The following is a 12,589-nucleotide window of genomic DNA, read 5'->3' as shown; positions in this document are numbered from 1 at the left end:
GTTCATTAAGATAAGACCTCCTAAGTTATTTTCTAAAGCGAGTTTTATAGCTAAAGGGCATAGCCTGCTGCCAAAAACAGTAAAACAACTGGTAAAACAACCTGTCAGCTTGCAGGGTATGCGCCACAATGCGATAATGACCTATAATTTGTAACCCTGATTTTGAGGTACGGCACGCTTGGCATCATCGCTGAGTTGCATTTGCTGTTCTCTTCTATGCAGTCTATCGGAGTGTTAATGGCTCAATATATTTACACGATGAACAACGTGTCAAAACTTGTTCCCCCTAAGCGTGAAATCCTAAAAAACATCAATCTATCGTTTTTCCCTGGTGCCAAAATTGGTGTTTTGGGTATCAACGGTTCAGGTAAATCAACCTTGCTACGTATCATGGCAGGCGTGGATACTGAGTTTAGTGGTGAAGCACGCGCGCAGGCAGGTACCAAAGTTGGCTATCTGCCACAGGAACCACAGCTAGATGACAGCAAAGACGTTCGTGGTAATGTCGAAGACGGTATGCGCGAAGCACTAGATGCGCTAGCACGTCTAGATGCTATCTATGCTGAATACGCAGAGCCTGATGCTGACTTTGATAAGCTTGCTGAAGAGCAAGGCAAGATGGAAGATATTATCCAGTCTTGGGATGCGCACAACTTAAACAACCAGCTAGAAAAAGCAGCCGATGCGCTACGTCTGCCACCATGGGATGCTGACGTTAGCAAACTATCAGGTGGTGAGAAACGCCGTGTGGCACTATGTCGTCTGCTATTGTCGCGCCCTGACATGCTATTACTTGACGAACCGACCAACCATTTGGACGCCGAGTCTGTTGCGTGGCTAGAGCAGTTCTTGCAGAACTACAGCGGTACTATCGTTGCCATTACCCATGATCGCTATTTCTTGGATAACGTAGCTCAGTGGATCTTGGAGCTTGACCGTGGCCATGGCTATCCGTATGAAGGTAACTATACTGAGTGGCTAGAGCAAAAGAACACGCGTCTAGAGCAGCAGAACAAGCAAGAAGAATCATTTGCTAAAGCGCTAAAAAAAGAGCTTGAGTGGATTCGCAAAAACCAAAAAGGCCAACAGGCCAAGTCTAAATCTCGTGTACAGCGTTTTGAAGAATTGAACTCAACTGAGTTCCAAAAACGTAATGAGACCTCTGAGATTTATATTCCACCTGGTCCACGTTTGGGTAACAAGGTTATTGAGATCAATGACATCTCTAAATCATTTGGCGATCGTCTGCTGTATGAAAACCTAAGCTTTAACGTACCAGCTGGTGGTATCGTTGGTATTATCGGTCCAAATGGTGCGGGTAAAACCACGCTATTTAACATGATTACTGAGCGCGATACACCAGATACTGGTTCAGTTGATTTGGGTGAAAGTGTTAAAGTTGCCTATGTCGGTCAGGTACGTGATCATCTAGATGATAACAAAACCGTATGGGAAGAGGTTTCTGACGGCCTTGATATCATTACGGTTGGTGACTACACCACGCCAAGCCGTGCTTATATCGGACGTTTTAACTTCAAAGGCTCAGATCAGCAAAAGCACGTCGGTCAATTATCAGGTGGTGAGCGTAACCGTCTGCAATTGGCGAAAACGCTAAAGCAAGGCGCAAACGTATTGCTCCTCGATGAACCATCAAATGATTTGGATATCGAAACCTTACGTGCACTAGAGGATGCAATTCAAGTATTCCCAGGTACAGTAATGGTCGTATCGCATGATCGCTGGTTCCTTGACCGTATCGCGACTCATATCTTGGCATTCGAAGAAGAAGGCCCGGTTTGGTTCGATGGTAACTACACTGAGTTTGAAGCGTATCGTAAAAAGACAATGGGTGATGATGCCAGTCCTAAACGTGCCAAGTACAAGAAGATTACCAACTAATACGGCTGCTTAATATAGTTCAATCCAAAAAAAGACCGCTAATGATTAGCGGTCTTTTTTTATTTAGCTTAAAACCTTAAAGGGTGTGGCTAGTTGTTAAGACTAACGCTTACGCCCAAACTTACGCTGCTTTTTATTACTAATTTCAGTAATGGCGTGAGTGATTTCTTCTTCGTCCAAACTAGCGACTTGCTGCAAGATTTGCATCATATCAGGAGTTAACACGTACTTAGCATGATGAGCAATGTCATTAATACGATGATCAAAGGTCAGTATGCCTGTTTCATCGTCTTTTTGTAGATAGTCAAGACGAGTCAACGCACTGATGAAGCTGGTAAACAAGGCGCGATCAAAGAAGTCAGGAATATCATCTGCATAAAGCACAGATAAACGCTGTCCGAGCAGGTGACACAGGTCAACAACTTCATTTTCAGTCAAATTACCAGAACCTTGCTGAGCAAGTAGGGCAAGCGTCATAAAGTAACGCTCAAGGCTTTGTCCAACTGGAGTTGCCAGAACTTGCAGCTGCTGATAGTGCTTACTATTAGACTCAGGAACGCTGAGCGTATCATCACCCAAGTCAACGATGAGTCCATGAGACAGCAAGTTATCAACTTTCTTATTAAGCGTATCAGCCAAGCCATGTGCTGGATAATATAAGAATAGCTCACTTTGTAAGAACGGATATAACTGCTCAGCAATACTATCGAGACGGCTGCGTTTGATACGTCCATTGCGTGCGACTAGCGCAGACAGGAACGACAGCAGGATAAAGACATGCAAAATGTTGTTACGGAAGTAGCTGAGTAATGCTGCTTGCTTACCTGCGACCTGAATGATATCGCCCAAGATGTGCGGCGTACGCTCAATAAGTTTTAGCTTAATACCATAATCAATGATTTGCTGTGGCGTCATATCAGTGATAACTGTATCATCCGAGTAGACCAGCTGCTGAGCTAGACCTTGATACAAAGCGATTTGCTCACGGCAGATGTTTTCATCCAATGCAGCTTTCGGTGCCGATAGTAAAACTAATGACAATAGCGATACAGGGGTGACGACTGCAGCTTTATTGATATGCTGCATGACTTTCACACCGATGTTATCAACCATGGCACTGGTTTTTTCATCAAGCGGCGAGTCAGTACGATCGGATGGCAAACTATTGGCTGGCACATCGAACTTTGTCATAAAGTCGCTAAGGTGCAACGGCGTACCAAAGCTCAAGTGCACATTGCCGAAGATACGTTCGATTTTGCGGCCAACTTTGAGCAGTCCGATTAAAGACTCTGACTCTTTTGGCTTACCTTTTAGCTCACCGACATACGTGCCGCCTTCCATAATACGCTCGTAACCAATATAAGTTGGAATAAATACCACGGGCTTATTGGTTTGGCGTAATTGGCTATGCACGGTCATCGCTAGCATACCCATTTTCGGCGGTAGCAAGCGACCTGAACGTGAGCGACCACCTTCGATGAAGTATTCAATCGGGGTGTTACGCGTGATAAGGGTATGCATGTATTCGCGCAGTACAGCGGTATACAGCGCGTTACCACGGAAGCTACGACGAATATAAAAAGCAACGGCACCGCGTAATAGTGGGCCTAATACCGGTACATCTAAGTTGTCACCTGCTGCGACATAAGGGATACTCAGGCCACGCTTGTAGATAACATAAGACAGTAATAGATAGTCGACATGGCTGCGATGACAAGGCACATAAATCAGCTCATAATCGGTCGCAAGGTCACGTACTCGCTCGAAGTGATGAACTTCTACGCCGTCATATAACTGCGTCCATAACCATGTCAGAAATTTATAAAAACCACGGATGATAGAATGAGAGTAGTCATTGACCATCTCATTAGCATAGCCTCTGGCTTGGCTGCGAGCTTCTCGAACGCTGGTCCCTTTTTCTGCCGCTTCCATCTCGATCGCATGTTTGATCGCTGGCGAATACACCAGTTTGTCTACCAAGTTACGTCTATCTGATAGATCTGGGCCAAGCATACTGGCGCGCTGTTTATCTAAATAAATTGACAGTTGCTGCTGCAACATACGAACCAGTTCACGATTACTATCAGCCGATGCGACTAGCGCATAACTTGGTGTTTGCTCAGCATCAACTGCGGCATCACTGTTAGTAGCCGTTGATTCTGTATCGACTGAATCCGCCGCGGTTAAATTTGCTTTCAGTGCATCTGTAGCGACCGAATCAAAGGTAGCTGGTCCTTCCACATCGCCTTTAAGATTATCATTGATAATGGTACGTAAGTCTTGCGGTGGATGAAACTGTACGAAAGTATCGCGGCCCATAACCCCGATATTAAATAGTTGCTTGGTAATGCTAGGGTCTTGCCAGTTGTCAGCAGTCAACAGTTTAAATAGCGAATCTTCTTTTTCAGGTGCGCGTCCCCACAGAATCGATACGGGCACTAAACGCACCTTTAACTCTGGATATTGCAATACAGCAGATACTAAGCGAGAAAGTCGAGGAGACAACTGACTGTCTTTGGCACTTGGGTGATTCAAAAATATGATGGCCGCATTTTCTTTAATATTATGGGCGGCATCATTTACTCCAACCAGTGCAGGCGGTAAGTTGTGCTCTTGCGTTTGCAAGTCGATCAGAATACTGTTGGAGCGAGAATAGTCCTGTAGTACATAAAACCTTAGCGTCTGATCATCATTGTCGAACTCAGGCAGCTCGCCTAATAGCTTAGGTTTTACGGCGATATCGAGCATCTGACCTGACAGCTTACGATACAGCTGATTGATCGGTGCATTAGAATAAGGCTTAGTAGCGATTGCATTGCCATCAGTTTCAGACGCACGGTCAGTCGCGACCGGCGCTTTAAAAATCCGTTTTTTTAGGAACTTCGGTATCATAATCAGTATCAAAAATAGTCAAATATGTTGCGCTTATGATGCCATAAAAGCCACCAAAGCGATATATAGTGTCTATATATACTACCAATATTAATACGGTTTGGTTACGCTGTAGTGAGTGACAAATTATACAAAATGCTCAAACATTGGAAAGTTCATATATTTAGCGTAATAATATATTTTTATCATTGATGATTCATAGATATAGCGTCCATTTTTCAATTTCACTTTATTAAGCCTAAAACTTATGACTCCAGCTATTGATCTTGCCAAAAAACGTAACCTTGATTACCAAGTACACGAATATATTCATGACAGCAATGCCGCATCGTTTGGTTTAGAAGCCGCAGAAAAACTCGGCGTAGCGGTGACACAAGTGTTCAAAACTTTAGTAGTGACCACCGATACTGGCGTACTGGCTGTGGCGATATTATCAGTTGATAAAACACTTAATTTTAAAAAAATGGCTAAGGCTTTATCTTCTAATAAATTGCTATCTTGCAAAAAAGTGCAGATGGCTGACCCCAAACAAGTAGAGCGCAGCACGGGCTATGTGTTGGGCGGTGTCAGTCCACTGGGTCAAAAGAAGCGACTAGAAACCGTGATAGATAGCACAGCTCAAGATCAGGCCACAGTCTATGTGAGTGGGGGTCGCCGTGGTCTAGAGATTGAATTGCCGCCTGCACAGTTGGCTGCAACGCTTGATGCCTGCTTTAGTGATATCACTGATGAATAAAAGATTCCACGGTGGCTGTAATCTGCCTATTACAAAATGGTGATGTCGACAATTTCGCTAAGCATATTTATGAGTAATCTATACTGGATTCGCTTGTACTGAAGATATTTTGGCGCAAGATTGTTGTAGATTGACCATAGCGATAAGGCGTAGACTTATACGCCAGCTTATCTATTATTTCTATCTACATTTAAGGACATGCTCATGCCACATTTAACCATTCAAGTGACACCCAACGTCAGTATCGCTCACGAAGAATCATTGCTCAAATCGCTAAACAAAGCATTATGGGATAGTGGTCAGTTTAAGCTGCCTACTGATATCAAAGCCCGCATTGTACCTATTAAGTCATTTCTAGTTGGTGTTGAAGACGATGAGCAGGCCAATGGATTTATTTATGCTCACCTAAAGCTGATGAGCGGACGCGATATGGCCGCTCGTGACCAGTTGGCTGAACTGTTGGTTGCTACTATCGAGGAAAAAATAGGCGCAGAGCAGTCAGGGCGTGCAGCATTGCAGATATGTGTAGAAGTTGAAGAGATAAGTGCGGTGTATCATAAGAAAATGCTTGGTAGCTAACAGTACTCGCCTTAAACAGCTCATTGCTGTGTATTCTGTATAAGTAGATTTTCAGTTAAACACAAAAAAGCGCCTAAATGATAGGCGCTTTTTTATTGATTATCGATGCAATTCTAGTCTAAGAAAGCAAAGTGATCGATTTCCATTGATGTCATGCTTTCGCTTGGAGCAACCATCGCTTCTGCGTGACCAGAAGTGCGTGGTAGCAACTTATCAAAGTAGAATTCAGCAGTCTGAATTTTTGCTTTGTAGAATTCTGGTGCTTCTGTGCCGCCGGTTTCTAGCTTTTCGTAAGCGACCGCTGCCATACGAGCCCAATGATAGCCCATCATCACGTAGCCTGAGTACATTAGGAAGTCCTCTGACGCTGCTGAGATGATTTCACGGTCTTTACGTGCCATCAACATCAAGCGTACCGTTAAGGTGTTCCACTCAGCACATAGTTTGGTTAGTGCCCAAACGAATTTACGCATTTCTTTATCGAGTGCGTACTCGCCGCACCATTTCATGATGCTTGACGTGTAATCACGGATAATCTTACCTTTAGACTGTAAGATAACTTTACGACCTAGTAGATCAAGTGCTTGTACGCCAGTAGTCCCTTCATACATCGTCGCAATACGAGCATCACGAGCGATCATCTCCATGCCCCATTCTTTGATGTAGCCGTGACCACCATAGACTTGCTGACCGTGTTTAGCAGCTTCGATACCTAGCTCAGTTAAGAAGCCTTTTAGAATTGGCGTATAGAAGCCCAATTTGTCGTCCCACTTTTCGAACTCTTCATCATCGCCATTGACAATACCTTGTGCCATTTTGTCTGCATAACGTGCTGAATGATAAATCATTGAGCGACCGCCTTCAGCAAAGGCTTTTTGCGTCAGTAGCATACGGCGTACGTCGGCATGATGGATAATAGCATCAGCTACTTTTTCAGGATCTTTAGTACCAGATAGCGTACGCATAGAACGGCGTTCTTTGGCATATGGCAAGGCGTTTTGGAAAGACAATTCAGTATGCGCCAGACCTTGGATACCAGTACCGATACGAGCCGTGTTCATAAAAGTGAACATAGCTTTTAGGCCTTTATGCGGTTCGCCAATCAAGTAGCCGACTGCGCCGTCGAAGTTCAATACACATGTCGAAGATGCGCTGATGCCCATTTTGTGCTCAATTGAACCACAAACGACGGCATTGCGCTCGCCAGCTTCACCTTCAGCGTTCGGGGTGAATTTTGGTACGATAAATAGTGAGATACCGCGTGTGCCTTCAGGTGCATTTGGTAGACGTGCTAGAACGATATGGACGATGTTATCTGTTAAGTCATGCTCACCGCTTGAGATAAAGATTTTGGTACCGCTGATTTTATAGGTACCGTCATCTTGTGGAATGGCTTTTGATTTAACTTGACCCAAATCTGTACCACATTGTGGTTCAGTCAGACACATGGTACCTGCCCATGAGCCTTCGACCAGCTTAGGTAGGTACAGTGCTTTTTGCTCGTCAGTACCGTACTGAAGCAATGTGTTGATACAACCTGTTGATAGACCAGGATACATCGACCATGACCAGTTAGCAGTACCAATCATCTCAGCTTTAATAAGGTTGATTGACGTTGGCAGATTCATACCACCGAATTCTTCAGGATATGAGATACCTTGCCAGCCGCCTTCTACAAACTGGTCATAAGCCTCTTTGAAGCCCTTTGGCGTGGTCACGACGCCATCTTCAAAATGACAGCCTTCTTCACCACCTGATTGATAGAGCGGGGCAATGACGTTTTCAGCAAAATCAGCCATGCCTTGTAGAATCATGTCTACAGTTTCAGGATCAGCGTTTTCGCCATTGTCTAAGCTTTTATAATGCGTCTGATAGTCAAATACATCATTAATCAAAAATTTGATATCACGTAAGGGGGCTTTGTAAGTTAACATAATCGCTCTCTTTGGTTAGTTCGCTATCATAGACTTATGGCGCAATATCTGAGTCACAACTTATGTAAGCGATATTTACTTATTTTAGATGAGCTAGACGTTATATTAGTCATCAAGTGAATTATTAGTGGACAGCTTTCCAGTGTATTAGTTATTAGAACGTCTTTAGCGACGGACAGCTGTTATGGCGTTGATATGATTATAAATCTTCTACAGCGACAAATATACAACTAATAACTATTATTCATGATTAATTATGTTATTAATTCATTTTAGTTTGTATAGGTAAATTGTATCTTCGCTTGAAATTATTCTATAAAGGGCTATGTATACTCATCTAAATTCAAAGACAAATGGACTTATCAAATAGGAAAGCCATTTATGAGCACCTCGAAAAAGCAACAGCGAACCTCTTGGTTGGGCACACTATTAACTCGAATTAAGGGGTTAATCGATGGTGAGCTGAATCATCTACTGACAGTCAATCGTAGTCATCGACCATGGCATATGCCAATCATCGCGGCGATAGCGATTAGCTTTCCGGTGTTTGTAGGGGCTTATTTTGGTGACTTGTCTTCAGGTATCAAAGCCTCGCTAGGCTCGATGATTATTCTAAACCTACCATTTGTAGGCGGGCTACCACATCGGCTAGTGACAGTCATGGCTTGGGGGTTTGCGATGATACTTAGCTTTGCACTGGGTCTGATCGCGCAACTGATACCAATGCTGCGGCTGTCCGTGTTTATGCTGATAGGGATTAGCGTAGTGATGCTAGGTCGTTACTATCGACAACCACCACCAGCGGGATTGTTTGTGTTGATGGCGGGTGCGATTGCGCTATTTATCCCCGTGCCGATTGATCAAGTGCTCTCAGCGATAGGGCTTGTGATACTGGGTAGTGGCTCCTCGATGTTGTTAGCGCTACTCTATAGTTTGTTCTTATTGGCGACGCGTCCTGTTGCTTCTGTACCTGTCTATGACTATCAGCCTGATATGATTAGCGATAGTCTTATCGTGGTAAGTTTTGTTAGTTTGGCATTGGTCGTTGCCGTTCTGTTAGAGCTGCCTTATCCCTATTGGGCAGCGATGAGCTGCTTTATTATCATCCAAGGTATGCAGCTACGAACCATGTGGATCAAACAGTTGCATCGATTATTAGGTACATTAGCTGGCATGGGCGTAGCGGGCTGGATGCTGTCTTGGGGACTCTCGGTATGGGGCATTGCTATCGCAATATTGTGTATGATGTTTTTGATTGAATCGTTTGTGGATCGGCATTATGGACTGGCGGTGATATTTATCACGCCGCTGACGATATTTATCGCTGAGTATGGTAGTACGATGTCAGTGCCTCCAGTCGTTGGGGAGGTTATCCAAGCACGTATGATTGATACGGCGCTCGGCTGCATGATTGGACTGAGTGGTGGTCTAGCGATACACTCTACGAGATTGCGTGTACCGCTACGCCGCTTTGAAAATTGGCTATTACTACGTTTTAGTTAATAGGGTAGAGCTTTGCAAAGATTCTTCTTTGATTAACTGTCTTTATTTAGCGCTGTTGTCGCTTGTGCTACATCGATAGTATGCCCAGTCCAACGCTCAAAGCTTAAAGCGGCTTGACCGATAAGCATACCGTAGCCTTCAGAGGTCTGTGCGCCGCGAGCGGCAAAATGCTGCAAGAACGGTAGCGGACGTCCATACATCATGTCGTAAGCGTATTGACAGTTTAGAGCATCATCCAGCGGCAACGTATCACCTGACAAGCCAATAGAAGTGGCATTAATGATAATGTCAAAAGAGCCACTGAGTTTATTGGTCGCACAAACCTCGATATGTTGATTATCGATTATTGAGCTGGCCGCACTCAGCTCATTTACCAAGTCAGCTGCCTTAGACACGGTGCGATTGGCGATCTTGAGAGAGTTAATACCTGCTTCAAATAGTGGCAATATCACGCCACGCGCGGCACCGCCTGCACCTATTAGCGCCACACGAGCATCAGTTAGTGGCCAGCCCAAGCTTACGACGTGATTGACGAGTCCTTGCCCATCCGTGTTGTCACCATAGAGTGCTTCGGTGATTGGTACGCCTCTTTCTAATAGTGCCTTGTTCAACAGTAATGTATTGACCGCACCTGCCGTCTTGGCATGTTCTGATAAACCACCACGCGCCGCACAGCAATCATAAGCGACTTGTTTAAAAGGAACCGTTACGTTGGCACCCACACCGCCACCGCAAAAAAACGCCTCAACGACAGCCGTAAAACTAGCGGCATTATCAGGGCAGTACTGACGCTGATAGCTAATATCAATCCCTGCTTGAATAGCAAACTGCTCATGAATCTCAGGAGATTTACTATGGGCGATTGGATTGCCAATAACGATAAAGTGTTGGGTCATAAATAGTCCGCTGGCTAGAAAATAAAAATACTATCAAAGAAGCAATAAGTGGCGCTCAATCATCATAAGGGATAACGCTATAATTGACAAACCAAGAGGCCATCACCAATCAATGATTAGGAAGTGACATTGTTAGTCAGAGGCAGCCTTATCGCTTTTGAAAATAAATTGTGACATTGAGGCAAACATACGCAAAACACGCGCAAGCAGTTTTGTACTTTCTATTAAAGAGAAGGTCGTTTTGGTACGTTATATATTTAACAAATCTGTACTCTCGGGGAGTACTCCGCGTAACGTAAAAGGTAGTCAAGTGCTGAGCAGTTGGGTAAACTATAAAATATGGAAACCTATATCAATATGCTGTAATGACTGCTAGATTATAATATTTGTGAAATATGCTCTTTATTGAAAACTATTCGTTATCAGCGGCGTTCTTGCCAGCTCGTTAATACTATTTCGAGATCAATCTAAAAGTGTGAGTAAATTATCCATGTGGAATCCTAACCTACAGACCCTTCTAGTCGGTACGATAATGGCAGTTGGTGTGACGCTCAGTGGCTGTGACAGCACCAAAGAAGATGCTCCAAATCCAGATGCGGAGACCACTGAGCAGGCAACGACGAATGAGCCAGTACAGGACAGCGCAAACAACCCTGACCTAGACGGTGCCACTGCTCAGCAAGGCACGCCAGTGAGATATGATGTCACAGCATGGGGTGCGGATAAGGTTGAGTCGCTCGCTGTAGATGAGTTAGATAGTATAAAATCCGTGTTTGGCGAAGTGATGAGCACTGACGAAAACAGCCTAGACTATGCCAGTAATCCAGCGGCGAAATATCGCTTTATGAAAACGGATGCGCCTTATCTAGATATTATCGACTCTGAAAAATATCTAGAGCTTGGCTGGTACTATGCCAATCCTACTGACACAGACAAAGAAAAAGAGCTGAGCCAAAACCACGCCAAAAAAGCCTATCAGCTATCGCGTCAATTGATGGGCGATGATGGCGGTAAAATGGTTGCTGATATGCTCAATAGTCAAATCATCAAAAATAGAATCGTCGGTGGACAAAAGATAGAGCTAGCAAAATGTGAGTTCTACAGTTGCATGCTGGTTATCAATAAAGCCGCTGCTCAAACAGACAATAGCTAAATCATGACCGATACGATGTCAGTGCCAAACGGCTGGGTGTGTCTGTACCCTCAAGACAGCAGTGTGACCGAAGAGGATAGGGCAACCAGCCAAACGGTAACGATGTCTTTAGATAATCGCGGACTGGCATACGCTGATGGGTTTTTTACCACCATGGGCGTCATTGATGGGTTGATACTATGGTCAGATTATCATTATCAGCGGCTTGTCTCTCATGCTGAAGCCTTGCATCTAAACATAAACAGCGAAGAGCTATTAGCAGTACTGCAACTGTATGCCCAGCAGTTAGAGCAGGGTATGCTCAAGCTAGTGGTCACTCGCGCTGCGCAGAATGTACGCGGTTATGGCTATACACCTAGTACAAATGGTAGCGACTGTGAGATATGGCTAAAGGCTACTGCAATGAGAGTTTCTACTGCACTGCAATTGTCTTTGCCTGATGGAAAATTGGTACCTATCCAACCTAATGCTTCGGCAATATGCTTGTCCTCTCAGATTGCTTGCTTACCGCCACCGCTGGCAGGTCTCAAGAGCCTTAATCGTTTAGACAATGTTCTCGCTAGTGGTGAGCTACAATGTATAAAAGCTGAGCCATTGGCATCAAAGCTTGCTTCAACACTTGGTGAAGGACTGCTACGTGATATGGGCGGGCAGTGGGTTGAGGGTACGATGAGTAATGTATTCTATCAATTGGCAGAAGCACCACTATCAGAATCCAAAACTAGCTCTAGTATTCATAAAGATAATGAAAACTACCTAACCACCGGTCAGTGGTACACCCCTTCTATGGCTCAATCGGGTGTCGCTGGCGTCATGCGTCAAGTAATTATAGATGCACTATCGACGACGCAATATCCAGTCATAATCAGGTCGCTACAAGATGAGGATTTACCTAAGCTAACTCAGCTTTTCTTTTGCAATGCACTGCGCGGTATCATGCCAATGAGCAGTCTGACGTTATTATCAGGTGATGTTGTGGATTTTGAATCTGCCTAGC

General features: G+C 44.4%; 9 protein-coding genes. 6 read left to right on the top strand and 3 right to left on the bottom strand.

All coding sequences use genetic code 11. From position 1 onward, the window contains the following. Window positions 1-237 precede the first annotated feature (237 nt). Window positions 238-1,899 (top strand): energy-dependent translational throttle protein EttA, encoded by a 1,662-nt coding sequence (ettA, locus tag ACQKCP_RS07700; RefSeq protein WP_057757965.1) that lies wholly within the window; start codon window positions 238-240, stop codon window positions 1,897-1,899. A 102-nt stretch (window positions 1,900-2,001) separates the two neighbouring features. Here ettA and plsB read toward each other — a convergent pair whose 3' ends face one another. Then, window positions 2,002-4,791, bottom strand: coding sequence for a glycerol-3-phosphate 1-O-acyltransferase PlsB (gene plsB / locus ACQKCP_RS07695; RefSeq protein WP_427611892.1), 2,790 nt, complete (start codon window positions 4,789-4,791; stop codon window positions 2,002-2,004). Between the two features lie 247 nt (window positions 4,792-5,038). Here plsB and ybaK point away from each other — a divergent pair, with 247 nt between their 5' ends. Together ybaK and ACQKCP_RS07685 are read left to right on the top strand one after the other, a co-directional pair. Next, window positions 5,039-5,527, top strand: a complete 489-nt coding sequence (gene ybaK / locus ACQKCP_RS07690) for a Cys-tRNA(Pro) deacylase (RefSeq protein WP_427611891.1) — start codon at window positions 5,039-5,041, stop codon at window positions 5,525-5,527. Between the two features lie 204 nt (window positions 5,528-5,731). After that, on the top strand, window positions 5,732-6,106 hold the full coding sequence (locus ACQKCP_RS07685) for a 5-carboxymethyl-2-hydroxymuconate Delta-isomerase (protein WP_427611890.1): 375 nt from the start codon (window positions 5,732-5,734) through the stop codon (window positions 6,104-6,106). Between the two features lie 113 nt (window positions 6,107-6,219). On the opposite strand, the gene ACQKCP_RS07680 is transcribed toward ACQKCP_RS07685, so the two are convergent. Next, window positions 6,220-8,040 (bottom strand): acyl-CoA dehydrogenase C-terminal domain-containing protein, encoded by a 1,821-nt coding sequence (locus tag ACQKCP_RS07680; protein ID WP_191114545.1) that lies wholly within the window; start codon window positions 8,038-8,040, stop codon window positions 6,220-6,222. A gap of 381 nt (window positions 8,041-8,421) precedes the next feature. Here ACQKCP_RS07680 and ACQKCP_RS07675 point away from each other — a divergent pair, with 381 nt between their 5' ends. After that, a complete protein-coding gene (locus ACQKCP_RS07675) occupies window positions 8,422-9,543 on the top strand; it encodes an FUSC family protein (RefSeq protein ID WP_427611889.1) in 1,122 nt (373 codons plus the stop codon). Window positions 9,544-9,575: 32 nt separating this feature from the next. Here ACQKCP_RS07675 and aroE read toward each other — a convergent pair whose 3' ends face one another. Further along, window positions 9,576-10,439: a shikimate dehydrogenase gene (gene aroE / locus ACQKCP_RS07670; protein WP_427611888.1), complete on the bottom strand. Its 864-nt coding sequence runs from the start codon at window positions 10,437-10,439 to the stop codon at window positions 9,576-9,578. 490 nt (window positions 10,440-10,929) lie between these two features. Between aroE and ACQKCP_RS07665 the strand changes: the two genes are divergently transcribed. Continuing rightward, entirely contained in the window at window positions 10,930-11,592 is a 663-nt protein-coding gene (locus ACQKCP_RS07665) for a hypothetical protein (RefSeq protein WP_427611887.1), read from the top strand. A 3-nt stretch (window positions 11,593-11,595) separates the two neighbouring features. Next, complete coding sequence (locus ACQKCP_RS07660; protein WP_427611886.1) at window positions 11,596-12,588, top strand: aminotransferase class IV; 993 nt, start codon at window positions 11,596-11,598, stop codon at window positions 12,586-12,588. Window position 12,589: the final 1 nt, after the last annotated feature.

Source organism: Psychrobacter sp. NPDC078631, assembly GCF_050268165.1.
Lineage (GTDB): Bacteria > Pseudomonadota > Gammaproteobacteria > Pseudomonadales > Moraxellaceae > Psychrobacter.
This window is presented reverse-complemented; position numbering and strand designations above follow the sequence as displayed.

Excerpts from the sequence above, each read along its gene's own strand:
- aroE (WP_427611888.1), bottom strand. The coding sequence starts at position 10,439 with ATGACCCAACACTTTATCGTTATTGGCAATCCAATCGCCCATAGTAAA.
- ACQKCP_RS07685 (WP_427611890.1), top strand. The coding sequence starts at position 5,732 with ATGCCACATTTAACCATTCAAGTGACACCCAACGTCAGTATCGCTCAC.
- ACQKCP_RS07675 (WP_427611889.1), top strand. The coding sequence starts at position 8,422 with ATGAGCACCTCGAAAAAGCAACAGCGAACCTCTTGGTTGGGCACACTA.
- ACQKCP_RS07680 (WP_191114545.1), bottom strand. The coding sequence starts at position 8,040 with ATGTTAACTTACAAAGCCCCCTTACGTGATATCAAATTTTTGATTAAT.
- ACQKCP_RS07665 (WP_427611887.1), top strand. The coding sequence starts at position 10,930 with ATGTGGAATCCTAACCTACAGACCCTTCTAGTCGGTACGATAATGGCA.
- ACQKCP_RS07660 (WP_427611886.1), top strand. The coding sequence starts at position 11,596 with ATGACCGATACGATGTCAGTGCCAAACGGCTGGGTGTGTCTGTACCCT.
- plsB (WP_427611892.1), bottom strand. The coding sequence starts at position 4,791 with ATGATACCGAAGTTCCTAAAAAAACGGATTTTTAAAGCGCCGGTCGCG.
- ettA (WP_057757965.1), top strand. The coding sequence starts at position 238 with ATGGCTCAATATATTTACACGATGAACAACGTGTCAAAACTTGTTCCC.
- ybaK (WP_427611891.1), top strand. The coding sequence starts at position 5,039 with ATGACTCCAGCTATTGATCTTGCCAAAAAACGTAACCTTGATTACCAA.